We start from the raw sequence: 22,087 nt of genomic DNA on the forward strand, positions 1-22,087 counted from the left end.
TCCCTTTGTAGCCGCTATCAGCTTCGCCTGGGCTTAACTGACTGGCATTGCCCACGAGGCGGTCTTTTCGTTGGGGCGCTGCCGCCGTCAGAACGGCAACTGCATGCTGCCCAGGTCGCGGCGGGTCTCGACCAGAATCAGGGGCTCGTCGGAGATCTGGACCACGGGCGGACGCTCGCGCGGCACGTGCACGGGCTTGGGCTCGGCAGCGATGGCGGCCTGCACCGCAGCGCTCTTGGCGGCGTCGGTGGAGATCCACTGCAGGCCGGAGCCCAGCGCGATCTGCTCGAGTTCGCCGACCGGCAGCGTGAACGCCTGCACCGGGGGCAGGGCGCTCGCGGCAGGTGCTGCGGCGACGGGGGCTGGCGCCGGTGCCGCAGTGGCCACGGGGGCGGCGACGGCCGGCTGCACGACGGGTGCGGCAGCGGGTGGGGTGTCCGTCGGCACAGCGACGGGAGCGGCCTCGCCAGCTTCGGCGGCGTCGCCGTTGGCTTGCTCGGCCTGGCGCGGGGCACGCTCGCCATTGCGCTCGCGGCGGTCGCGGCCGTAGCGGTCACGCGAACGCTTCTCACGGCGCGGCGCCTCTTCGCCATCGGCACGCGGGGCGGCGGCTTCGTCCGCTTCGGCGGGCTGGGCCTCGGCAGCGCCTTCGGGCTGTTCCGTGGCTTCCTGTGCCTGGGGCGCCGAGAAGTAGGACGCACGCTCGGCGCGCTCCGGACGGGCCGGTGCCTCGTTCAGGGCTTCTTCGACGCCGTTGCCGCTGGCTTCGGCGTCGCCCACGCGCTCCTCGCGCTCGCTCCGGCCCCGACCGCGGCCCCGGCCGCCTTCGCGTGGTTCGCGCGGCTCACGGGGTTCGCGGGGTTCACGCGGCTCGCGTGCTTCACGGGCTTCGCCTCGCTCGCTGCGTTCGGCATTGCGCGGCGGGCGCTGGCGCTCGGCCGGGGCCTGCTCGGCACCGGCTTCGCCGTTCAACGGCAGCGTGGCCTGGCCTTCGTTGCGTGCCTCGGCGTCGGCGCGTTGGCGACCGCCCTGGCGTTCGCCGCGGCCGCGGCCGCGTGCCTCGGTGCCTTCGCCGCGGACCTCGTCGGTGCGCGGTGCGCGGGGTTCGCGCGGCTCGCGGGCTTCGCGCGGTTCACGCGCTTCGCGGCCTTCGCGCGGTTCCCGTCCCTCACGGCCTTCGCCGTTGCGGCTGCGGTTGCCGCGGCCGCCGCGGCCCTGGCCTTCGCCGCGCGGGCCCCGGCCTTCGGCCTTGGGTGCGGCCGCCGGCGCGGGCGCTGCCACGGGCGCGGGCGCCACGGGTGCGGGCACGGGTGCCGGACGGGCACCGAACAGGCTCTTGATGAAGCCGAGGAAGCCCTTCTCCTCGTGCACGGGCGGCACGTAGGCGGCGGGTGCCGGCGCAGGTGCCGGGGCGGGCGCCTCGACGGGCTTGGCCACGGGCTGCGGGGCCGGCGCGTCGGGCAGCACGCCCTTGATCAGCGGGGTTTGCTTGTTGGTGGGCTCCTGCGAACGGCGCGTGACGGCCGTGCGGTCCTCGACCTCTTCGGCGAGCTTGTAGCTGGCCTGCATCTGGTCCAGGCGCGGGTCGTCGTGCTTGAGCCGCTCCATGCGGTAGTTCGGCGTCTCCAGCGTCTTGTTGGGCACCATCAGCACGTTGATGCGCTGCTTCAGCTCGATCTTGGCGATCTCGGTGCGCTTCTCGTTGAGCAGGAAGGACGCCACCTCGACCGGCACCTGGCACAGCACCGAGGCCGTGTTGTCCTTCTGCGACTCCTCCTGGATGATGCGCAGGATCTGCAGCGCCGAGCTTTCGGTGTCGCGGATGTGGCCGGAGCCGCCGCAGCGCGGGCAGGGGATGGAGGCGCCTTCGGACAGCGCCGGGCGCAGGCGCTGGCGGCTCATTTCCATGAGGCCGAACTTGCTGATCGTGCCGAACTGCACGCGGGCGCGGTCCTGGCGCAGCGCGTCGCGCAGGCGGTTCTCGACCTCGCGGCGGTTCTTGGATTCCTCCATGTCGATGAAGTCGATCACGATCAGACCGCCCAGGTCGCGCAGCCGCATCTGGCGTGCCACTTCCTCGGCAGCTTCCAGGTTGGTGCGGGTCGCGGTCTCCTCGATGTCGCCGCCACGGATGGAGCGGGCCGAGTTCACGTCGATGGAGACCAGCGCCTCGGTGTGGTCGATCACGATGGCGCCGCCCGAGGGCAGGGTCACGGTACGGGCGTAGGCCGATTCGATCTGGTGCTCGATCTGGAAGCGGCTGAACAGCGGGGCGTCGTCGCGGTAGCGCTTCACGCGCGGCGCATGCTCGGGCATCACGTGCGCCATGAACTGGTGCGCCTGCTCGTACACGTCGTCGGTGTCGATCAGGATGTCGCCGATGTCGTGGTTGAAGTAGTCGCGCAGCGCGCGCACCACCAGGTTGGATTCCTGGTAGATCAGTTCGGGTTTGCGCAGGCTCTTGGCCGCTTCGTCGATGGCCTTCCAGAGCTTGAGCAGGTAGTTCAGGTCCCACTGCAGCTCGGGGGCGCTGCGGCCGATGCCGGCCGTGCGCGCGATGATGCTCATGCCCTTGGGGTACTCGAGCTGGTCCATCGCTTCCTTGAGCTCGGCGCGGTCGTCGCCCTCGATGCGGCGCGAGACGCCGCCGCCGCGCGGGTTGTTGGGCATCAGCACCACGTAGCGGCCGGCCAGCGAGATGAAGGTGGTCAGGGCGGCGCCCTTGTTGCCGCGCTCTTCCTTCTCGACCTGCACGACCAGTTCCTGGCCTTCGCGGATCACGTCGTTGATGCGCGCCTGGCTGACCGAGACCCCCTCCGCGAAGTACTGGCGCGAGATTTCCTTGAACGGCAAAAAGCCGTGGCGGTCTTCGCCGTAGTCGACGAAGCAGGCTTCGAGCGAAGGCTCGACCCGCGTCACCACGGCCTTGTAGATGTTGCCCTTGCGCTGCTCGCGCCCTTCGATCTCGATCTCGTAGTCGAGCAGTTTCTGCCCGTCCACGATGGCCAGGCGGCGCTCTTCGGCCTGCGTGGCATTGATCAGCATCCGTTTCATGGGTAGCGTCCTCTGGGCTCCAGCGGAGCCCGGTGTGTCGTCAAAACGTCGTGGTTCCGTGGGAACCTGTTTGATGCCTGAACGAACGCGCTTGAAACGAAGGGAATTGCCGGAGAGCCGTCACTCACGAGCCATCAGGCTCGCGCAGTGGGGCATGGGCGCGTGGATGGAGCAAGGGCTGTGCAAGGGCCTGTCCGGGCCGCGGGTGCGGTGGCCGGCCAGGCGTGCCAGGGCGGTGCGTGGCTCGCGCGCGAACCCGGCCGCGCGGGCGCACGCCCACTCTGGCAGGTTCGGGAAGGGGGCCTCCACACCATGTTCTTGCTTTGATCCGCCAGCCTGGCTGCGCTGCCATGGGCAGCCCGGCCAGGCCGGCTTGGGGTATTCCGTATCAGGGTTTCAATCGCGTCAGCCCGCCTTGCACGCCACCGGCCGCCATCTGGGGCCGCGCGGGCCCGGGATCTGCAACCGACGCCTGCAAGTGGCATCGCCTCCCAGCGGTTCGGAGTCGTGCTCTAAACTCGTGTCTTATCAAGCACTTAGGCCGAGGCGCTGGTGAAAAATATTATAGGTGCAGCGCAGGAGGTGTCGGCGCCGGTTGCAAAGCTCGTGGAAATCGGCCCCGATGCCGAGGGCCAGCGGCTCGACAACTACCTCTTGCGCGTGCTCAAGGGCGTGCCCAAGACCCATGTCTACCGCATCATCCGCAGCGGCGAGGTGCGCGTGAACAAGGGCCGCGCGGAAGCCGCCACGCGGCTGGCGCTGGGCGACAGCGTGCGGCTGCCGCCGCTGCGCCTGTCCGAGCGGGCCGAGCAGAAGTCCGATGCCATCGCGCGCAGCGCGCCGGCGCGCAACTTCCCGGTGCTGTACGAGGACGAGGCCTTCCTGGCCATCGACAAGCCGGCCGGCGTGGCCGTGCACGGCGGCAGCGGCGTGGATTTCGGCGTGATCGAGCAATTGCGCATGGCCCGGCCCGGCGCCCCCATGCTGGAACTCGTGCACCGGCTGGACCGCGAAACCTCGGGCGTTCTGCTGGTGGCCAAGAAGCGCAGTGCGCTCAAGCACCTGCAGGACCAGTTCCGCGAGCGCGAGACCGGCAAGACCTATCTCGCGCTGGCGTTGGGCCAGTGGCCGGCCAAGCGCAAGGTGCTGGACAAACCGCTCGTGCGCTACCTCTTGCCCGGCAAGCCCGGCACCGAAGGCGAGCGCCGCGTGCGCATCGCGGCGGCCGACGACCCCCAGGGCATGCGGTCCATCACCCTGGTCCGGGTGGCCGAGACCTTTGCCGACTTCAGCCTGTTGGAAGTGACCATCAAGACCGGCCGCACGCACCAGATCCGTGTGCACCTGGCCAGCGAGGGCCACGCGATCGCGGGCGACGATAAGTACGGCGATTTCGCGCGCAACAAGGCCTTGGCCCGCCAGGGGCTGTCGCGCATGTTCCTGCATGCCTGGCGGCTGCGCCTCACGCACCCCTCCAGCGGCGAAACGGTGCAGCTGGAGGCCGCATTGCCGCCCGAGCTGGCCGGTTTTCTGGCCGCCTGCCGGCCGGCTGTCACGGGCCAGGGGTGACAATCGCCGCATGCAAGCCCGACGCTTTGACCTGATCGCCTTCGACTGGGACGGCACGCTGTTCGACTCGACGGCCATCATCACGCGCTGCATCCAGGAGGCGGTGCGCGATGTCGGCGGCACCGTGCCCACCGACGCCGCGGCCTCGTTCGTGATCGGCATGGCCCTGCCCCAGGCCCTGGCCCATGCCGCGCCCGACGTGCCGCGCGAGCGCTACCCCGACCTGGCCGCGCGCTACCGCCTGCACTACATGCGGCACCAGAACGACATCGTGCTGTTCGCCGGCGTGCTGGAGTTGCTGCGCGCGCTCAAGCAACAGCAGATCCTGTTGACCGTGGCCACCGGCAAGTCGCGCCGCGGCCTGGACGAAGCGCTGCGCGTGGTGGAACTGCAAGGCCTGTTCGACAGCTCGCGCACGGCCGACGAGACCGCCGGCAAGCCGCACCCGCGCATGCTGCACGAGCTCATGCGCGAGTTCGACGTGGCGCCCGAGCGCACCCTCATGGTCGGCGATACCACGCACGACCTGCAGATGGCGCTCAACGCCGGCTGCCCCAGCGTGGGCGTGGGCTATGGCGCGCATCCGCATGGCGAGTTCGCCGCGCTGCAGCCCCTGTTCGTGGCCCATTCGGTCCGCGAGCTGCACGACTGGCTGCTGGCGCCGGCCTGAAGCTTGCAAGCAGCGCCGCCATGGACCGCGTTGCCCTGTGCAATTCCCGCGACCTGGTCGAAGGTGGCGAGGCCGTGCCCTTCGATGTGCTCTACCAGGGCCAGACCTGCCGCGCTTTCGCCGTGCGCTGGCGCGGCCAGGCCCATGCCTATCTGAACCGCTGCACCCATGTGGCCATGGAGCTGGACTACCAGCCCAACCGCTTCTTCGATGACAGCGGCGAATGGTTGCTGTGCGCCACCCACGGCGCCGCCTACCGGCCCGATTCGGGTGCCTGCGGCGGCGGCCCGTGTCGCGGCGGCCTGGTCAAGATCGCGCTGTCGGAGGAGGGTGGCGTGGTGCATTGGCATACTGGGCCCCAATTGCAACCTGTTTTCTTCTAGTCACCTGTAACGCCATGAGTGAACCGCACCCCTCCGGCTCCCCTCCGTCCGATCCCCAATGGGAGCGCAGCCTGCTGGAGCGGCTGGCCTTCGCATCGCTGAAGGAGCAACGCGCCGCCCGCCGCTGGAAGATCTTCACGCGGCTTGCCTGGCTGGGATTCTTCATCGCCCTGGCCTGGCTGCTGCTGTTGCGCGCCGCGCCGACGGCGGACACCTCGTCCTCCCACACGGCCGTGGTGGAGATCAAGGGCGAGATCGCCTCGGGCGCCGATGCCAGTGCCGAAGCCATCGTGGCCGCCATGCGCAGCGCCTTCGAGGACCAGGGCGCCCAGGCCATCGTGCTGCTGATCAACTCGCCGGGCGGCAGCCCGGTGCAGGCCGGCATGATCAACGATGAGATCCTGCGGCTCAAGGCCAAGCACAACAAGCCGGTCTACGCGGTGGTGGAAGAGGCCTGCGCCTCGGCGGCCTACTACATCGCTGTCGGCGCGGACAAGATCTTCGTCGACAAGGCCAGCATCGTGGGCAGCATCGGCGTGCTGATGGACGGCTTCGGCTTCACCGGCCTGATGGACAAGCTGGGCGTGGAGCGCCGGCTGCTCACGGCCGGCGCCAACAAGGGCTTCCTCGACCCCTTCAGCCCCATGAGCGAGACCCAGCGCGCGCTGGCGCAGAACATGCTGGACACCATCCACCAGCAGTTCATCGGTGTGGTCAAGAAGGGCCGCGGCGACCGGCTCAAGGAAACGCCCGAGACCTTCAGCGGCCTATTCTGGAGCGGCGAGCAGGCCGTGCAGATGGGCCTGGCCGATCAGCTGGGCAGCCTGGACTACGTGGCGCGCGACGTGGTCAAGGCCGAGGACATCGTGGACTACACGCGCCGCGAGAACGTGGCCGAACGCCTGGCCAAGCGTTTCGGCGCGGCCATGGGCGAGGGCGCCATGCGCGCGCTGAAGTCGGTGCCGGCGCTGCGCTGAGCGCTCTTCAGCGGCCGATCGCGAAAACCGCCGGCGCGTCGGGCAGCGGCGTGCCGTGCTGGCGCCAGACCTTCACGGTCTGGCTCAGGATGCTGGCCTGCCCCAGCGTCAGGCCGGTGGCGATGGCCAGCCGGGTGTTGTGCTGCAGCGTCTGCACCAGCGCGCGGCGCAGGGTCTCGGTGCGGTAGGGTGTTTCGATGCACAGCTGCGTCTGGCCGGTCCTGAGCGCCAGGGCTTCCAGCTCGCGCACGCGCGCAGTACGCGCCTCGGCCTCCTGCGGCAGGTAGCCGACGAAGGCGAAGTTCTGGCCGTTCAGGCCGCTGGCCGCCAGGGCCAGCAGCAATGCGCTGGGCCCCACCAGGGGCACCACCGCCACGCCCAGGGCGTGGGCCGCCCGCACCACCGAACTGCCGGGGTCGGCCACGGCGGGCATGCCGGCTTCGCTGACGAGGCCGATGTCTTGGCCTTGCAGCGCGGCCGCCAGCAGCGGTGTGGCGTCGAAGCCAGGGCCATGGTCCCCCTTCTTGTGCACTTCGCGCGGCAGTTCGGTCAGCACCTGCTGCTGCAGCGGTGTGGCAAGCGGCACGACGCCGTCGATGCGCTTGAGGTAGGCGCGCGTGCTCTTGGCGTTCTCGCAGATCCAGTGCGACAGGCGTGCCGCGATCTGCAAGGTGCCCAGCGGCACGGCGTCCTGCAGCGGCGCCTGCTCGGCGCAGCCGAAGTCCAGCGGCGCCGGCACCAGGTACAGGCGGCCGGTCACAGCAGTTTCACGCCGGCGGCGCGCAGCATGCGCGCGGTCTGGATCAGCGGCAGGCCGACCAGTGCGGTCGGGTCGTCGCTCGTGATCGCGTCCAGCAGCACGATGCCCAAGCCTTCGCTCTTGGCGCTGCCAGCGCAGTCGTAGGGTTGCTCGGCCTGCAGGTAGGCCTCGATCTCGGCGTCGTCCAGGTCGCGAAAGCGCACCTGGACGGGCACCAGGGCGGTCTGCGCGAAGCCGTCCGCGGCGTGGACCACCGACAGCGCGGTCTGGAACACCACGGTCTGGCCGCGCATGGCGCGCAACTGGGCGGTGGCGCGCGCGTGGTCGCCCGGCTTGCCGAGCGGCTGGCCGTGCAGGTCGGCGACCTGGTCGGAGCCGATCACGACGGCGTCGGGGTGTCGGGTGGCGACGGCCCGCGCCTTGGCCAGGGCCAGGCGGCGGGCGAGGTCGGCCGGCGCTTCGCCGGCCAGCGGGGTTTCGTCGACCTCCGGCGCCACCACGTCGAAGGCGATGCGCAGGCGTGTCAGCAGTTCGCGGCGGTAGCGTGAGGTCGATCCCAGGATGAGGCGTGGCATGCGGCGATTCTCTTACACTGCCCCGCATGACAGCCCCCAAGCAGGCACGCGGCCTGGACATCAAGGCCTTCGCCCAATCGGGCGGCAAGCGACAGCAGGAAGACCGTCTCGCGGACTACCCACGTTTGTTGGAAGAGGCCGCAGGCCGTGGCACCGACCGGCCCGTGCGCTGGCACGCGGTGGGCCAGCTGCGCCAGGCGGCGGGCGTGGCGCCACAGGTCTGGCTGCACTTGCAGGCCGAGGCCGACGTGCCGTTGACCTGCCAGCGCTGCCTGGAGCCGGTCGACGAGCCGCTGTCGGTGGACCGCTGGTTCCGCTTCGTGGCCGACGAGGCCCAGGCCGCGCGCGAGGACGAGGAGGCCGAGGAGGACGTGCTGGTGCTGGATCCGGCCTTCGACCTGCAGGCGCTGGTCGAAGACGAGCTGCTGATGGCATTGCCGCTGGTCCCGCGCCACGCCGTCTGCCCGGACGCAGTGCGGATGGAGGTGGCCGACCCCGGCTTCGCCCAGGCCGAGGCCGACAAGCCCAACCCTTTTGGCGTGCTGGCCGACCTCAAACGCAAACCCGACGAAAACCGCAACTAGCCGGAACGTTTGCAGCCGGGCTATAATGGCCGGCTTCGCGTGCCGCGGGCCCAGTGCAGATTGGGCTTCGTTTTGGCCAGATCGCTCCAGATATCTCCTCAGATGAGAGTTTCCGGGTTGCGATCCCCGCAAACCTCACCTTTGACCCAAGGAGCCAGACATGGCAGTCCAGCAAAACAAGAAATCGCCGTCCAAGCGCGGCATGCACCGTTCGCACAATGCGCTGAACGTGCCCGGCATCGCCGTGGAACCCACCACCGGCGAAACCCATCTGCGCCACCACATCAGCCCGAACGGCTTCTACCGTGGCCGCCAGGTGCTCAAGAACAAGTCCGAAGCCTGATCGTTTCGCCTGCAAGGCCCGTGGCTACCTGTCGTAGCGACGGGCCTTTGTTTTTGGTGACCGTTCACTTTTCTTCCGAATGCATGCGTCCCATGGACGTACAGTCGCGCCCATGATCACTCTGGCTGTCGACTGCATGGGGGGCGACCATGGACCCGGCATCACCTTGCCGGCGTGCCAGGCCTTTCTGGCCGCGCATGGCGACGCGCAACTGCTGTTGGTCGGCCTGCCCGAGGCCTTGAAGGGTTTCTCGCATCCACGCGCGCGCGCCGTACCGGCCAGCGAGGTGGTCGGCATGGACGACCCCGTGGAAGTGGCGTTGCGCAAGAAGCGCGATTCGTCCATGCGCGTAGCGATTGCCCAGGTCAAGGACAAGGCAGCCGACGTGGCCGTGTCGGCCGGCAACACCGGCGCGCTGATGGCGATCGCGCGCTACCTGCTCAAGACCGTTCCCGGCATCGACCGGCCGGCCATCGCCACGCAACTGCCCAATGCGCGCGGCGGTGCCACCACGGTGCTGGACCTCGGCGCCAACGTCGATTGCACGGCCGAGCATCTGCTGCAGTTCGGCCTCATGGGTGCGGCGCTGGTCTCCGTGCTGAAGGGGCACGACGAGCCCACGGTCGGCCTGCTCAACATCGGCGAAGAGGCGATCAAGGGCAGCGAGGTCATCAAGCAGGCCGGCGAACTGCTGCAGGCCGCGCATGTGGCGGGCCACCTGAACTTCCACGGCAACGTGGAAGGCAACGACATCTTCAAGGGAACGACCGACATCGTCGTCTGCGACGGCTTCGTCGGCAATGTCGCGCTCAAGAGTAGCGAAGGTGTGGCGTCGATGATCAGCGGCTTCCTGAAGGCCGAGTTCTCGCGCAGCATCTGGACCAAGGCTGCTGCGTTGGTCGCCTACCCGGTGTTGCAGGCGCTCAAGCGGCGTGTGGACCACCGTCGCTACAACGGCGCGGCGCTGCTGGGCCTGCGCGGCCTGGTGTTCAAGAGCCATGGTTCGGCTGACGCCTTTGCGTTCGAGCAGGCGCTGAACCGCGGCTATGATGCGGCGCGCAACAAGCTGCTGGAGCAGGTTCAGGCACGCATCGCCAAGACCGCACCGCAGCAGGCCGTGGACACCGCAACGTCGGTGCCGGCCGAGTTGGCAGCCCACCACTGACAACATCCATGCCCACCTATTCCCGCATCACGGGCACCGGCAGCTACCTGCCGCCGCGCCGCCTGAGCAATGCCGAGCTCGCCGCCGAGCTGGCCACCAGGGGAGTCGAAACCTCGGACGAGTGGATCGTCGAGCGCACCGGCATCCGCGCGCGCCACTTCGCCGCGCCGGACGTCACTTGCAGCGACCTGGCCGTGCCGGCCGCGCAGGCGGCCATGGAGGCCGCGGGCGTCGCGCCGCAGCAGATCGACCTCATCATCGTCGCCACGTCCACGCCGGACATGGTGTTCCCTTCGGCCGCTGCCATCCTGCAGCACAAACTCGGCATCGCCGGCTGCCCGGCCTTCGACGTGCAGGCCGTGTGCAGCGGCTTCGTCTACGCGCTGACCGTGGCCGACGCCATGATCCGCGCCGGCAATGCCACGCGCGCGCTGGTGGTCGGCTCCGAGGTGTTCTCGCGCATCCTGGATTTCAACGACCGCACGACCTGCGTGCTGTTCGGTGACGGCGCCGGCGCCGTGGTGCTGGAGGCGTCGGAGACGCCCGGCATCCTGGCCAGCGACCTGCATGCCGATGGCAAGCATGTCGGCATCCTGTGCGTGCCGGGCCATGTGTCCGGCGGGGCTGTGCTGGGCGATCCGCTGCTCAAGATGGATGGCCAGGCCGTGTTCAAGCTCGCGGTCGGCGTGCTCGAGGACGCGGCCCGTGTCACGCTGGCCAAGGCCGGCAGGACGCAGGAGCAGATCGACTGGCTGATCCCGCACCAGGCCAACATCCGCATCATGCAGAGCACGGCCAAACGGCTCAAGCTGCCGCTGGACAAGCTCGTCGTCACCGTGGACGAGCATGGCAACACCTCGGCCGCGTCGATTCCGCTCGCCCTGGACCATGCCGTGCGCCAGGGCAAGGTCAAGAAGGGTGACCTGCTGATGCTCGAAGGCGTCGGCGGTGGCTTCACCTGGGGCGCCGTCCTGCTGAACTTCTGAGGAGACCGTGCGCGGCGGGTGCCTGCCAGGGCATCTGCGCGCCTTCATGCCATGACCACACCATTCGCATTCGTTTTTCCGGGCCAGGGCTCGCAGGCCGTCGGCATGCTGGACGGCTGGCAAGGCCATCCCGCCGTGGCGCAGACGCTGGCCGAGGCCTCCGATGCGCTGGGAGAGGACGTTGCCAAGCTGATCCACGAAGGCCCCAAGGAAGCCCTGGCGCTGACCACCAACACCCAGCCCGTGATGCTGGTGGCCGGCGTGGCCGCCTACCGCGCCTGGATCGCGGAGACCGGCTTGGTGCCTGCCGTCGTCGCCGGCCATTCGCTGGGCGAGTATTCGGCGCTGGTCGCCTCCGGCGTGCTGACGCTGGCCCAGGCCGCGCCGCTGGTGCGCTTTCGCGCCCAGGCGATGCAGGAGGCCGTGCCCGTGGGGGCTGGCGCGATGGCTGCCATTCTGGGCATGGACAGTGCCCAGGTCGCTGCCGGGTGCGCCGCGGCGCAGGCCGCGCTGGGCCAGGCTGGCGAAGTCGTCGAAGCCGTGAACTTCAACGATCCGGCCCAGACCGTGATCGCCGGCAGCAAGCTGGCGGTCGAGAAGGCCTGCGAACTGCTCAAGAGCAAGGGCGCCAAGCGTGCATTGCCGCTGCCGGTGTCCGCGCCGTTCCATTCCAGCCTGATGCGCCCCGCCGCGGAGCGCCTGCGCGAACGTCTGGCCGGCCTGGCGCTGGCGGCCCCGCAGATCCCTGTGGTCAACAACATCGACGTGGCCGTGCAGCAGGACGCGGACGCGATCCGCGACGCGCTGTACCGCCAAGCCTTCGGCCCGGTGCGCTGGGTCGAGTGCGTGCAGGCCATCAAGGCCCGCGGCGTCGCCACGCTGCTCGAATGCGGCCCCGGCAAGGTGCTGGCCGGTCTGGTCAAGCGCATCGACGCCGAACTGGCCTCGGGCGCCGTCTACGACCCTGCCACGCTGGCCCTGGCCAAGGCACAACTCGAAGGAACGACGGCATGAGCGCCCCCACCATCTCCGAACAGGTCGCACTGGTCACTGGTGCCTCGCGCGGCATTGGTGCCGCCATCGCGCTGGAACTTGCGCAACGCGGCTTCAAGGTGGTCGGCACGGCCACGAGTGAGGCCGGCGCAGCGAACATCACGCAGGCGCTGTCCGGCTTCGCCGGCAGCAGCGGCCGCGTGCTGGATGTCAACGATGCCAAGGCCGGCGAAGCTCTGGTCGAGACCATCGCCAAGGACCATGGCGCGCTGCACGTGCTGGTCAACAACGCAGGCATCACGCGCGACATGCTGGCCATGCGCCTGAAGGACGAGGACTGGGACGCGGTGCTGGACACCAACCTCAAGGCCGTGTTCCGCATGAGTCGCGCCGTCATGCGCACGATGATGAAGCAGCGCTACGGCCGCATCGTCAACATCACCTCGGTCGTGGGCGCGTCCGGCAACCCCGGTCAGGCCAACTACGCGGCCGCCAAGGCCGGTGTGGCCGGCATGACGCGCGCACTGGCGCGCGAACTCGGTTCGCGCGGCATCACCGTCAACTGCGTCGCGCCGGGCTTCATCGCCACCGACATGACCGACAAGCTCTCGGACGAGCAGCACAAGGCGCTGCTCGGCCAGATTCCGTTGGGCCAACTGGGCAAGCCATCCGATGTGGCCCACGCCGTGGCCTATCTCGCCTCGCCCGAGGCCGCCTATGTGACGGGGCAGGAACTGCACGTCAACGGCGGGATGTACATGTAGCCGGCGGGGCGGCCGGTGGTTTCCCTGCAAAGCGCGGGAAAACAGCCGGGGAAACCGCCTCGCTAAAATCACCGATTCTTTACAAACCCTAAGAGGGAACCATGAGCGATATCGAAGCACGCGTCAAGAAGATCATTGCCGAGCAACTGGGTGTGGAGGAGTCCCAAGTCACGAACGAGAAGTCGTTCGTTGCCGATCTGGGCGCCGACTCGCTCGACACCGTCGAACTGGTGATGGCACTGGAAGACGAGTTCGGCATCGAGATTCCGGACGAGGACGCCGAGAAGATCACCACGGTGCAAAACGCCATCGATTACGCCAACAGCCACCAGAAGGCCTGAGGCCAGAGGGAATCGCCGCTTATGTCGCGTCGTCGTGTCGTCGTCACAGGTCTGGGCTGCCTGAGCCCGGTTGGAGCAACGGTGGAGTCGTCCTGGCAAGCCTTGCTGGCTGGCCAGTCCGGCATCGATCTGGTCCAGAGCTTCGACGCAAGCAACCTGGCCTGCAAGTTCGCAGGTGAAGTCAAGGGCTTCGACGTCGGCGCCTACATCCCCGACAAGGAAGCGCGCCACATGGACCGCTTCATGCACCTGGGCATCGCGGCAGCGTGCCAGGCGGTCGCGGATTCTGGCCTGGCCACGGGCGACGCATTGAGCGAAGAGGAGGCCACGCGCATCGGCTGCAACGTGGGTTCGGGCATCGGCGGCTTGCCCATGATCGAACAGACCCACGCCGAATTGGTGAACCGCGGCCCGCGCCGGGTGTCGCCGTTCTTCGTGCCGGCCTCGATCATCAACATGATTTCCGGCCACGTGTCGATCAAGTACGGCTTCAAGGGCCCGAACATCGCCGTGGTGACGGCCTGCACGACCGGTCTGCATGCGATCGGCCTGTCCGCCCGCATGATCGAATCGGGCGATGCGGACGTGATGGTGGCCGGCGGCGCCGAATCCACCGTCTCGCCGCTGGGCATTGGCGGCTTCGCCGCAGCCCGTGCGCTGAGCACGCGCAACGACGATCCCAAGGCCGCCTCGCGTCCCTGGGACAAGGGCCGCGACGGCTTCGTGCTGGGTGAGGGCGCCGGCGTGGTCGTGCTCGAAGAGTACGAACGGGCCAAGGCCCGCGGCGCCAGGATCTACGCCGAACTCGTGGGTTTCGGCATGACGGGTGACGCCTTCCACATCACCGCGCCCAACGTGGACGGCCCGCGCCGCTCCATGCAGATGGCGCTGCGCAACGCGGGCCTGAACCCCGACCAGGTCCAGCACCTGAACGCGCACGGCACCTCCACGCCGCTGGGCGACGTGAACGAGTCCAATGCCGTCAAGGCAGTGTTCGGCGAGCACGCCTACAAGCTGGCCATCAACTCGACCAAGTCCATGACCGGCCATCTGCTGGGCGGCGCGGGCGGCATCGAGAGCGTGTTCACGATCCTGGCGCTGCACCACCAGAAGATCCCGCCGACGATCAACCTCACCGATCCGGACCCGGAGTGCGACCTGGACTACTGCGCCAACACGGCCCGCGATGCCCGCATCGACGTGGCGCTGAAGAACAACTTCGGCTTTGGCGGCACCAACGGCTCGCTGGTGTTCAAGCGCGTCTGATCCATCGGCGACGCCCTCCTGTTCGGCATGCACAGCGCTCCGGCGGTCCGTTATCCGGTGCCGCGGCCCGCGCGTGCCGGCCGCGTATTGGCCCTGCTGTGCCTGGTGGCGGCCATTCCCTTGTTCCATGGATGGGCCTTGGGCCTGTCGGCCACGGCGCTGGCGGTCGTGGGTGCCAGCTGGCTGCTCGCCGCAGCGGCCGTCTTTGGCCAGTGGCGCGGCATGCGTGCCGGTCAGTTGCGTTGGGATGGCCAGGCCTGGTGGTGGCAGCCAGACGCTGCCGCGCACGCGGATGAGCATGCCGTGAGCATCGCCCTGCATCTGGATGTGCAAGCCGCCGTGCTCGTGCGCGTGGCGGGTGCGCCCGGGCGCGTGCAATGGCGCTGGCTCGCGCGCACCGCCGCGCCGTCGCGCTGGAATGATCTGCGCCGCGCGCTGTACCAGCGCCATGCCGCCCAGCCTGTGGTGCCGGAGCCCCAGCCGTGAGCGGCACCACGCCGCCGGCAGGCGACAGCGACCTGCTGCTGGTCGAGCGCGCCGTTGCCGGCGACCAGCGTGCCTTCGAACTGCTGGTCCTCAAGTACGAGCGCCGCATCCAGCGCCTGATCGCCCGCATGGTGCGCGACGTGGACCTGGTCGAGGACATCGCGCAGGAAACCTTCATCCGTGCCTACCGTGCGCTGCCGAAGTTCCGTGGCGATGCACAGTTTTACACTTGGCTGTACCGCATCGCGGTCAACACGGCCAAGAAGACGCTGATGGACTTCAAGCGCGATCCCACCGTCGCCGAAGCTGCGCTGCGCTCGGGCGACGACGACGATGAAACTTACCGGGCCGAAACCGAACCAATCAGCCATGAGACGCCCGACACCGTGCTGGCGGCCAAGCAAATCTCCTCGGTGGTGAACATGGCGATGGAAGCCTTGCCCGAGGATCTGCGCCAGGCCGTGACGCTGCGCGAGATCGAAGGTCTCAGCTACGAAGAAATCGCCGAAGCCATGAATTGCCCCATCGGAACCGTGCGTTCCCGCATCTTCCGTGCGCGCGAGGCGATTTCGGCCAAGGTCAAGCCCCTGCTGGAGAACCAGTCGGGCAAGCGCTGGTGACGGCGCGGCGCAAACAGTGATGCAGGTGACGACGATGAACCAGGACGATGTGTTGAAGCTGCATGAACAGCTGTCGGCGCTGGCCGACGGCGAGCTCGATGGCGACGAGGCGGCGCGGCTGATGGCGCTGCCCGAGGATGGGCGCGAAGGCCTGCACGCGACCTGGCAGACCTACCACCTGATCGGCGACGTGCTGCGCGGCGGCGAGCAGACCGCCGTGCATGCCTCCTCCGATTTCCTGTCGCGCCTGCAGACGCGGCTGGCCGAGGAGCCGCCGCCGGTGCCCGCACGCCCGGTCGCGGTGCCCGTGGCCGAGCCCGTGGTGCTGGCCGTGGACGGCCGCGAGCCGGCCAACGATGCGAGCTTCCGCTGGAAGATGGTGGCGGGCTGCGCTTCCTTCGTCGCGGTCGCGGCGCTGGCCTGGACCGTGGTCGGCGGCGCCGGCCCCGTGGTGCCGCAGCCCCAGATGGCGGCGGTCCAGGCGCCCGTGGTGGAGGCCAAGGCGGCGCCCCAGGTCGTCGAGCAGGAGGTGCGGTTGCCCAGCGGCGAGGCGCAGGTGATGCTGCGCGATGCACGCCTGGACGAATTGCTGGCCGCGCACAAGCAGGCCGGCAGTTCCACGGCGCTGCAGATGCCGGTGCCCGCCGGCCTGCTGCGCAGCGCCACGTTCACGGCGCCGGAGCGTTGATGGCCGGTCAAGGGTGAGTTTGCTGTCGATGTCCATGTTGTCGTCCGGCCGCGCTGCGGCGGCCGTGCTGTCCCTGGGGCTGGCCGCTTGCGCTGCGCTGGCGCAGATCGCCCCGGCGCCCGTCGATGCGGCGCCGGCTGCGGCCGAGCAGCGCAGCATCGGCGAGTGGCTGATGCGCATGCACGACGCCTCGCGCAAGCGCGCCTACACGGGCACCTTCGTCGTGTCGTCGGACGCCATGCTGGCCAGCGCGCGCATCTGGCATGCCTGCGAAGGCGAGCAGCAGATCGAGCGCGTGGACGCGCTGACGGGCCCGCCGCGCACCACGTTTCGCCGCAACGACCATGTCGTCACCTTCCTGCAGGACAGCAAGGTCGCGCGCATGGAAAAGCGCGAGGCTCTGGGGCTGTTCCCCAATTTGCTGCAGGCTGCCGACACCTCGATCGCCGAGTTCTACGGCGCCAAGCGGCTGGGCCAGGACCGTGTGGCCGGCTTCGAGGCCGACATCGTGCTGCTCAAGCCCAAGGACAAGCTGCGCTTCGGCTATCGGGTCTGGAGCGAGAAGAAGTCCGGCCTCGTGATCAAGCTGCAGACGCTGGACGTGGACGGCAAGGTGCTCGAGCAGGCGGCCTTTTCCGAGCTGCAGATCGACGCGCCTGTGCGCCTGGAGAGTCTGGCACGCATGATGAACAAGACGGCCGGCTACCGCACCGAACGTGTGGAGACGCTGGCTGTGGATCCGGCCGCGGAAGGCTGGACGCTCAGCGAGCCCGTGCCGGGCTTTCGCTCCATGAGCTGCATCAAGCGCGCACCCGAGCCGGGCATGGCGCCCAGCACCATGCAATGGGTGTTCTCCGATGGCCTGGCCTCGGTGTCGTTGTTCGTCGAGCCCTACGATGCGCAGCGCCACCTCAAGGAAGGCTTGGTCGGCATGGGCGCGACGCAATCCCTGATGCGGCGCAGCGAGGACTGGTGGCTGACCGCGGTGGGCGAGGTTCCGGTGGCCACGCTCAAAAGCTTCGCCGCGTCGCTGCAGCGCACCCGCAAATAAACGAGCCCTGGGGCAAGCCCCACGAACCCATTTGATGGAGAGAGGTGGATGACGATGTCTAGCTTCGCCGGACGACAACTGCGCGTGCAGGCCATGGCCTGGGCCATGGCGCTCACTGCAACCCTGGCGTTCGCGCCGCACCAGCCGGTCCAGGCGCAGCAGGTGCGGGGTCTGCCGGACTTCACCGACCTGGTCGACCAGGTCGGCCCCTCGGTGGTGAACATCCGCACGGTCGAGCGCGCAGCCGCGCGACCCGGACCGGGCGGCACGGACGAGGAGATGCTGGAGTTCTTCCGTCGCTTCGGCATTCCGCTGCCCAACATCCCGCGCCAGGGACCGCGCCCGCAGCAGCCCGATGGCGAGTCGCAGCCACGCGGCGTGGGCTCGGGCTTCATCCTGACGTCCGACGGCCTGATCATGACCAACCACCATGTGGTCGATGGCGCCGACGAGGTGCTGGTCACGCTGACCGACAAGCGCGAGTTCAAAGCCAAACTGATCGGTTCGGACAAGCGGACCGACGTGGCCGTCGTGAAGATCGATGCGACCGGCCTGCCTGCGGTCAAACTGGGCGACGTGAACCGCCTGCGCGTGGGCGAGTGGGTCATGGCCATCGGCTCGCCGTTCGGTCTGGAGAACTCGGTCACGGCCGGCATCGTCAGCGCCAAGCAGCGCGACACGGGCGACTACCTGCCCTTCATCCAGACCGACGTGGCGATCAACCCCGGCAACTCGGGGGGGCCGCTGATCAACATGCGCGGCGAGGTCGTCGGCATCAACAGCCAGATCTACTCGCGCTCGGGCGGCTTCATGGGCATCTCGTTCGCGATCCCGATCGACGAAGCCACGCGCGTGAGCGAGCAACTGCGCGCCACGGGTCGGGTCTCGCGCGGCAAGATCGGCGTGCAGATCGAGCAGGTCACCAAGGACGTGGCCGAGTCCATCGGCCTGGGCAAGCCCCAGGGCGCATTGGTGCGCAGCGTGGAGCCCGGCTCGCCGGCGGAAAAGGCCGGCATCGAGGCGGGCGACATCATCACGCGCTTCGACGGCAAGACCATCGAGCGCTTCGGTGAGCTGCCGCGGCAGGTGGGCAACACCAAGCCCGGCACCAAGAGCGCCATCACGGTGTTCCGCCGCGGTGCGACCAAGGAGTTGTCCATCCTGGTCGCCGAGATCGAGGCCGAAGCCCCCGTGGCCAAGGCACCTGCCAAGGAAGAAAAGCCCAAGGGTTCCGCCGCCGGCCAGGCCCTGGGCCTGGTCGTCAGCGAAGTGCCCGAGGCGCAGAAGAAGGAGATGCGCATCAAGGGCGGCGTCAAGGTCGATGCCGCCACCGAAGGCGCGGCGCAGGCCGGCTTGCGTGAGGGCGACGTGATCGTGGCCATCGCCAACACGGAGATCACCGGCGTGAAGGACTTCGAAGCCACCATCGCCAAGGTCGACCGCAGCAAGCCCGTGAACGTGCTGTTCCGTCGCGGCGACTGGGCGCAGTACGCCCTGATTCGCGTGCAGCGCTGAACGGATTGCCGCCGCTAAAGGCCCCAGCCTCTGCTCAGGTTTGCAGGAGATAGGGGTCGGCGATGGTGGCGTCGATGCCACTCCCGTCTGTTTTTTTTCACAGTATTTTTGGGCGGCCGCGAAGTTAGTGCGCGCCAGCTTTTTTGGGTCATCAAGCGGTTTCGATAGAATCAGCGGTGCGTTCACGGCGTCCTTGGCATATTGAACAGGTCCGTACCCCACGATGCGGGATGCCAACAGGCCGGAACCTGACGATCCACAGGGCGCCCACAAGTTGTCCAGAGACCTATTCCAAAGTCTTGTGGATAAGTTGTAGATAAAATGCTTGTTGTGACCCTGCAACGACCCCTTGGACCGGTTCCTGTGGCTATGCAGTTCAGCCTTTTTGCCTACAATGAAGTTCCAACTATCGCAGTTGCCAAAGATTGTTGGTTCTGGGCGCGTCGTTGATCGACGCGCCCTTTTTCTTTTTGTGCGCCCTCTAAATTCAATTACTTAAAGCTTCCCGTTGATGCAGCACATCAGAAATTTTTCGATCATCGCGCACATCGACCACGGCAAATCGACGCTTGCAGACCGCTTGATCCAACGCTGCGGCGGCCTCGCGGAGCGTGAGATGGAAGCCCAGGTGCTCGATTCGATGGACATCGAAAAAGAGCGTGGGATAACTATCAAGGCACAGACCGCGGCGCTGCAATACAAGGCGCGCGACGGCAAGGTCTACAACCTCAACCTCATCGACACGCCGGGCCACGTGGACTTCTCGTACGAGGTCAGTCGCTCGCTGTCCGCCTGCGAGGGCGCGCTGCTCGTCGTCGATGCGAGCCAAGGTGTGGAAGCGCAGACCGTGGCCAACTGCTACACGGCGCTGGACCTCGGCGTGGAGGTCGTGCCGGTGCTCAACAAGATGGACCTGCCGCAGGCCGATCCCGACACCGCGCGCGCCGAGATCGAAGACGTGATCGGCATCGACGCGAGCGATGCGATCCCGTGCTCGGCCAAGACCGGCATGGGCATCGACGAGATTCTCGAAGCCATCGTGGCCAAGGTGCCGGCACCGCGCGGCAACCCCGACACGCCGGCGCTGCGCGCCATGATCATCGACAGCTGGTTCGACGCCTACGTGGGCGTGGTCATGCTCGTGCGCGTGGTCGATGGTCGCCTGGCCAAGGGCGACCGCATCAAGATGATGGCCAGCGGCGCAACCTACAACGCCGACAACCTGGGTGTCTTCACACCGGCCAACCAACCGCGCGACGCGCTCGAAGCCGGCGAGGTGGGCTACATCATCGCGGGCATCAAGGAACTGCAGGCCGCGCGCGTGGGCGACACCGTGACGCTCGTGAAGGCCGGCAGCGGCGGCGCTGCGTACACGGCTTCCGAGCCGCTGCCGGGCTTCAAGGAGATCCAGCCCCAGGTGTTCGCTGGTCTCTATCCGACCGAGGCCAGCGAATACGACGCCCTGCGCGACAGCCTGGAGAAGCTCAAGCTCAACGACGCGTCGCTGCACTACGAACCCGAGGTCTCGCAGGCGCTGGGCTTCGGCTTTCGCTGCGGCTTCCTGGGCCTGTTGCACATGGAGATCGTGCAGGAGCGGCTCGAGCGCGAGTTCGACCAGGACCTGATCACCACCGCGCCCAGCGTGGTCTACCAGGTGGTCAAGAACGACGGCGAAGTGCTGATGGTCGAGAACCCGTCCAAGATGCCCGACATCGGCAAGACGGCCGAGATCCGCGAGCCCATCGTGACTGTGCACCTGTACATGCCGCAGGACTACGTGGGTCCGGTCATGACGCTGGCCAACCAGAAGCGCGGCGTGCAGATCAACATGGCCTACCACGGCCGCCAGGTCATGCTGACCTACGAGATGCCGCTGGGCGAGATCGTGCTGGACTTCTTCGACAAGCTCAAATCCGTGAGCCGCGGCTATGCGTCCATGGACTACGAGTTCAAAGAGTACCGCGCCTCCGACGTGGTCAAGGTCGACATCCTGCTCAACGGCGACAAGGTCGACGCGCTGTCCATCATCGTGCACCGCAGCCAGTCGCAGTACCGCGGCCGCGCCGTCGTGGCCAAGATGCGCGAGATCATCTCGCGCCAGATGTACGACGTGGCGATCCAGGCGGCCATCGGGGCCAACATCATCGCGCGTGAGACAATCAAGGCCTTGCGCAAGAACGTCCTGGCCAAGTGCTACGGCGGCGACATCACCCGCAAGCGCAAGCTCCTCGAAAAACAAAAGGCTGGCAAGAAACGCATGAAGCAGATTGGCTCGGTGGAAGTTCCTCAGGAGGCCTTCCTGGCCATTTTGCAGGTGGAGGACTGATGCCAGTTCTCACCGCTGCGATCCTCGCCGGCTTCGTCGCCTACGCGGGGGCCTGGTACCTCGGCCGCCTGGAGGGCAACTTCGCGCTGCTGTTGTTCCTCGCGACCCTCGTGACCGGCCTGTACTGGCTGGCCGAGCGCCTTTATTTCCTGCCGCGCCGGCGCAAGGCCGTGGCCCAGCTCGAACAGCAGACCGCGCGACGCCAGCAGGACCTGGCCGCCAAGGGCATCACCCAGGTCGACAACGTGGACCTGGCCGAGGCCAAGAGCCGGCTGCTCATGCAGCCCTGGTGGCTGGACTGGACCGCCGGATTGTTCCCGGTGATCCTGGTCGTGTTCCTGCTGCGCTCCTTCCTGTTCGAGCCGTTCAAGATCCCATCGGGCTCGATGATCCCCACGCTGCTCGTGGGCGATCTGATCCTGGTCAACAAGTACCACTACGGCATCCGGCTGCCCGTGCTCAACACCAAGATCACCGAAGGCAAGCCGCTGCAGCGCGGCGACGTGGTGGTGTTCCGCTATCCGCCCAAGCCCAGCCTGGACTACATCAAGCGCGTGGTCGGCGTGCCCGGCGACGAGGTGGCCTACCTCAACAAGCGCCTGACCGTGAACGGCCAGCCCGTGCCCATCAGTTCCGTGCCCGAGTTCTTCGACCAGGACGCGATGCGCTACTTCAAGCAGTACGAAGAAAAGCTCGGCGACAAGCCGCACCGCCTGCTGATCGACGACGACCGTCCGGCCTTCATTCCGGGCGTGGAGAACTTCGCCTTCAAGGACCAGTGCCGCTACAGCGTGGAAGGCGTGGTCTGCAAGGTGCCCGAGGGCAACTACTTCATGATGGGCGACAACCGCGACAACTCGCTGGACTCGCGCTACTGGGGCTTCGTGCCGGACGCCAACATCGTCGGCAAGGCCTTCTTCATCTGGATGAACTTCGGCAGTTTCGGGCGCATCGGCGCCTTCAATTGAGGA

The 22,087-nt window shown here is 67.9% G+C and carries 22 protein-coding genes; 19 read left to right on the plus strand and 3 right to left on the minus strand.

From position 1 onward, the window contains the following. Positions 1-87: 87 nt before the first annotated feature. Positions 88-3,054: an Rne/Rng family ribonuclease gene (locus IE209_RS28040; protein ID WP_189690181.1), complete on the minus strand. Its 2,967-nt coding sequence runs from the start codon at positions 3,052-3,054 to the stop codon at positions 88-90. 552 nt (positions 3,055-3,606) lie between these two features. Between IE209_RS28040 and IE209_RS28045 the strand changes: the two genes are divergently transcribed. From IE209_RS28045 to IE209_RS28060, 4 genes are read left to right on the plus strand one after another with little or no spacing between them, the layout of a single operon-like run. Beyond that, a complete protein-coding gene (locus IE209_RS28045) occupies positions 3,607-4,623 on the plus strand; it encodes an RluA family pseudouridine synthase (protein WP_373305447.1) in 1,017 nt (338 codons plus the stop codon). 10 nt (positions 4,624-4,633) lie between these two features. Beyond that, positions 4,634-5,293, plus strand: a complete 660-nt coding sequence (locus IE209_RS28050; protein ID WP_189690183.1) for an HAD family hydrolase — start codon at positions 4,634-4,636, stop codon at positions 5,291-5,293. Positions 5,294-5,313: 20 nt separating this feature from the next. Then, positions 5,314-5,676, plus strand: coding sequence for a Rieske (2Fe-2S) protein (locus tag IE209_RS28055; RefSeq protein ID WP_189690184.1), 363 nt, complete (start codon positions 5,314-5,316; stop codon positions 5,674-5,676). 14 nt (positions 5,677-5,690) lie between these two features. Then, on the plus strand, positions 5,691-6,653 hold the full coding sequence (locus tag IE209_RS28060; protein ID WP_189690185.1) for a S49 family peptidase: 963 nt from the start codon (positions 5,691-5,693) through the stop codon (positions 6,651-6,653). A 7-nt stretch (positions 6,654-6,660) separates the two neighbouring features. On the opposite strand, the gene IE209_RS28065 is transcribed toward IE209_RS28060, so the two are convergent. Next, positions 6,661-7,413, minus strand: a complete 753-nt coding sequence (locus IE209_RS28065; protein WP_189690186.1) for an SAM-dependent methyltransferase — start codon at positions 7,411-7,413, stop codon at positions 6,661-6,663. Next, entirely contained in the window at positions 7,410-7,988 is a 579-nt protein-coding gene (locus tag IE209_RS28070; RefSeq protein WP_189690187.1) for a Maf family nucleotide pyrophosphatase, read from the minus strand. Before IE209_RS28070 ends, IE209_RS28065 begins: the two co-directional genes overlap by 4 nt. A 26-nt stretch (positions 7,989-8,014) precedes the next feature. Between IE209_RS28070 and IE209_RS28075 the strand changes: the two genes are divergently transcribed. From IE209_RS28075 to lepB, 15 genes are all read left to right on the plus strand, one after another. After that, on the plus strand, positions 8,015-8,572 hold the full coding sequence (locus tag IE209_RS28075) for a YceD family protein (RefSeq protein ID WP_189690188.1): 558 nt from the start codon (positions 8,015-8,017) through the stop codon (positions 8,570-8,572). 160 nt (positions 8,573-8,732) lie between these two features. Beyond that, positions 8,733-8,915 carry a 50S ribosomal protein L32 gene (gene rpmF, locus IE209_RS28080; RefSeq protein ID WP_005794249.1) on the plus strand — a complete coding sequence of 61 codons (183 nt, stop codon included), beginning with the start codon at positions 8,733-8,735 and terminating at the stop codon, positions 8,913-8,915. A 112-nt stretch (positions 8,916-9,027) separates the two neighbouring features. Further along, positions 9,028-10,080, plus strand: a complete 1,053-nt coding sequence (gene plsX / locus IE209_RS28085; protein ID WP_189690189.1) for a phosphate acyltransferase PlsX — start codon at positions 9,028-9,030, stop codon at positions 10,078-10,080. An 8-nt stretch (positions 10,081-10,088) separates the two neighbouring features. Continuing rightward, a complete protein-coding gene (locus IE209_RS28090; RefSeq protein WP_189690190.1) occupies positions 10,089-11,066 on the plus strand; it encodes a beta-ketoacyl-ACP synthase III in 978 nt (325 codons plus the stop codon). A gap of 51 nt (positions 11,067-11,117) precedes the next feature. Then, complete coding sequence (fabD, locus tag IE209_RS28095) at positions 11,118-12,080, plus strand: ACP S-malonyltransferase (RefSeq protein WP_189690191.1); 963 nt, start codon at positions 11,118-11,120, stop codon at positions 12,078-12,080. Then, a complete protein-coding gene (fabG, locus tag IE209_RS28100) occupies positions 12,077-12,823 on the plus strand; it encodes a 3-oxoacyl-ACP reductase FabG (protein WP_189690192.1) in 747 nt (248 codons plus the stop codon). Before fabD ends, fabG begins: the two co-directional genes overlap by 4 nt. 101 nt (positions 12,824-12,924) lie before the next feature. Next, on the plus strand, positions 12,925-13,164 hold the full coding sequence (gene acpP, locus IE209_RS28105) for an acyl carrier protein (protein ID WP_056672556.1): 240 nt from the start codon (positions 12,925-12,927) through the stop codon (positions 13,162-13,164). Positions 13,165-13,185: 21 nt separating this feature from the next. Continuing rightward, entirely contained in the window at positions 13,186-14,430 is a 1,245-nt protein-coding gene (fabF, locus tag IE209_RS28110; protein WP_189690193.1) for a beta-ketoacyl-ACP synthase II, read from the plus strand. Between the two features lie 27 nt (positions 14,431-14,457). Next, positions 14,458-14,916: a hypothetical protein gene (locus IE209_RS28115; RefSeq protein WP_189690194.1), complete on the plus strand. Its 459-nt coding sequence runs from the start codon at positions 14,458-14,460 to the stop codon at positions 14,914-14,916. Further along, entirely contained in the window at positions 14,913-15,536 is a 624-nt protein-coding gene (rpoE, locus tag IE209_RS28120; RefSeq protein ID WP_189690195.1) for an RNA polymerase sigma factor RpoE, read from the plus strand. Before IE209_RS28115 ends, rpoE begins: the two co-directional genes overlap by 4 nt. A 34-nt stretch (positions 15,537-15,570) precedes the next feature. Then, positions 15,571-16,224 carry a sigma-E factor negative regulatory protein gene (locus IE209_RS28125; protein WP_189690196.1) on the plus strand — a complete coding sequence of 218 codons (654 nt, stop codon included), beginning with the start codon at positions 15,571-15,573 and terminating at the stop codon, positions 16,222-16,224. 28 nt (positions 16,225-16,252) lie between these two features. Next, entirely contained in the window at positions 16,253-17,275 is a 1,023-nt protein-coding gene (locus IE209_RS28130; RefSeq protein WP_189690197.1) for a MucB/RseB C-terminal domain-containing protein, read from the plus strand. Positions 17,276-17,380: 105 nt separating this feature from the next. After that, on the plus strand, positions 17,381-18,790 hold the full coding sequence (locus IE209_RS28135; RefSeq protein ID WP_229883098.1) for a DegQ family serine endoprotease: 1,410 nt from the start codon (positions 17,381-17,383) through the stop codon (positions 18,788-18,790). Between the two features lie 511 nt (positions 18,791-19,301). Continuing rightward, complete coding sequence (lepA, locus tag IE209_RS28140; protein ID WP_189690199.1) at positions 19,302-21,116, plus strand: translation elongation factor 4; 1,815 nt, start codon at positions 19,302-19,304, stop codon at positions 21,114-21,116. Continuing rightward, positions 21,116-22,084 carry a signal peptidase I gene (lepB, locus tag IE209_RS28145; RefSeq protein WP_189690200.1) on the plus strand — a complete coding sequence of 323 codons (969 nt, stop codon included), beginning with the start codon at positions 21,116-21,118 and terminating at the stop codon, positions 22,082-22,084. Before lepA ends, lepB begins: the two co-directional genes overlap by 1 nt. Positions 22,085-22,087: the final 3 nt, after the last annotated feature.

Source organism: Pseudorhodoferax aquiterrae (genome assembly GCF_014652235.1).
Classification (GTDB): Bacteria; Pseudomonadota; Gammaproteobacteria; order Burkholderiales; family Burkholderiaceae_C; genus Pseudorhodoferax; species Pseudorhodoferax aquiterrae.

Excerpts from the sequence above, each read along its gene's own strand:
- IE209_RS28040 (WP_189690181.1), bottom strand. The coding sequence starts at position 3,054 with ATGAAACGGATGCTGATCAATGCCACGCAGGCCGAAGAGCGCCGCCTG.
- IE209_RS28050 (WP_189690183.1), top strand. The coding sequence starts at position 4,634 with ATGCAAGCCCGACGCTTTGACCTGATCGCCTTCGACTGGGACGGCACG.
- IE209_RS28055 (WP_189690184.1), top strand. The coding sequence starts at position 5,314 with ATGGACCGCGTTGCCCTGTGCAATTCCCGCGACCTGGTCGAAGGTGGC.
- IE209_RS28060 (WP_189690185.1), top strand. The coding sequence starts at position 5,691 with ATGAGTGAACCGCACCCCTCCGGCTCCCCTCCGTCCGATCCCCAATGG.
- IE209_RS28070 (WP_189690187.1), bottom strand. The coding sequence starts at position 7,988 with ATGCCACGCCTCATCCTGGGATCGACCTCACGCTACCGCCGCGAACTG.
- IE209_RS28075 (WP_189690188.1), top strand. The coding sequence starts at position 8,015 with ATGACAGCCCCCAAGCAGGCACGCGGCCTGGACATCAAGGCCTTCGCC.
- rpmF (WP_005794249.1), top strand. The coding sequence starts at position 8,733 with ATGGCAGTCCAGCAAAACAAGAAATCGCCGTCCAAGCGCGGCATGCAC.
- plsX (WP_189690189.1), top strand. The coding sequence starts at position 9,028 with ATGATCACTCTGGCTGTCGACTGCATGGGGGGCGACCATGGACCCGGC.
- IE209_RS28090 (WP_189690190.1), top strand. The coding sequence starts at position 10,089 with ATGCCCACCTATTCCCGCATCACGGGCACCGGCAGCTACCTGCCGCCG.
- fabD (WP_189690191.1), top strand. The coding sequence starts at position 11,118 with ATGACCACACCATTCGCATTCGTTTTTCCGGGCCAGGGCTCGCAGGCC.
- fabG (WP_189690192.1), top strand. The coding sequence starts at position 12,077 with ATGAGCGCCCCCACCATCTCCGAACAGGTCGCACTGGTCACTGGTGCC.
- acpP (WP_056672556.1), top strand. The coding sequence starts at position 12,925 with ATGAGCGATATCGAAGCACGCGTCAAGAAGATCATTGCCGAGCAACTG.
- fabF (WP_189690193.1), top strand. The coding sequence starts at position 13,186 with ATGTCGCGTCGTCGTGTCGTCGTCACAGGTCTGGGCTGCCTGAGCCCG.
- IE209_RS28115 (WP_189690194.1), top strand. The coding sequence starts at position 14,458 with ATGCACAGCGCTCCGGCGGTCCGTTATCCGGTGCCGCGGCCCGCGCGT.
- IE209_RS28125 (WP_189690196.1), top strand. The coding sequence starts at position 15,571 with ATGAACCAGGACGATGTGTTGAAGCTGCATGAACAGCTGTCGGCGCTG.
- IE209_RS28130 (WP_189690197.1), top strand. The coding sequence starts at position 16,253 with ATGTCCATGTTGTCGTCCGGCCGCGCTGCGGCGGCCGTGCTGTCCCTG.
- IE209_RS28135 (WP_229883098.1), top strand. The coding sequence starts at position 17,381 with ATGGCGCTCACTGCAACCCTGGCGTTCGCGCCGCACCAGCCGGTCCAG.
- lepA (WP_189690199.1), top strand. The coding sequence starts at position 19,302 with ATGCAGCACATCAGAAATTTTTCGATCATCGCGCACATCGACCACGGC.
- lepB (WP_189690200.1), top strand. The coding sequence starts at position 21,116 with ATGCCAGTTCTCACCGCTGCGATCCTCGCCGGCTTCGTCGCCTACGCG.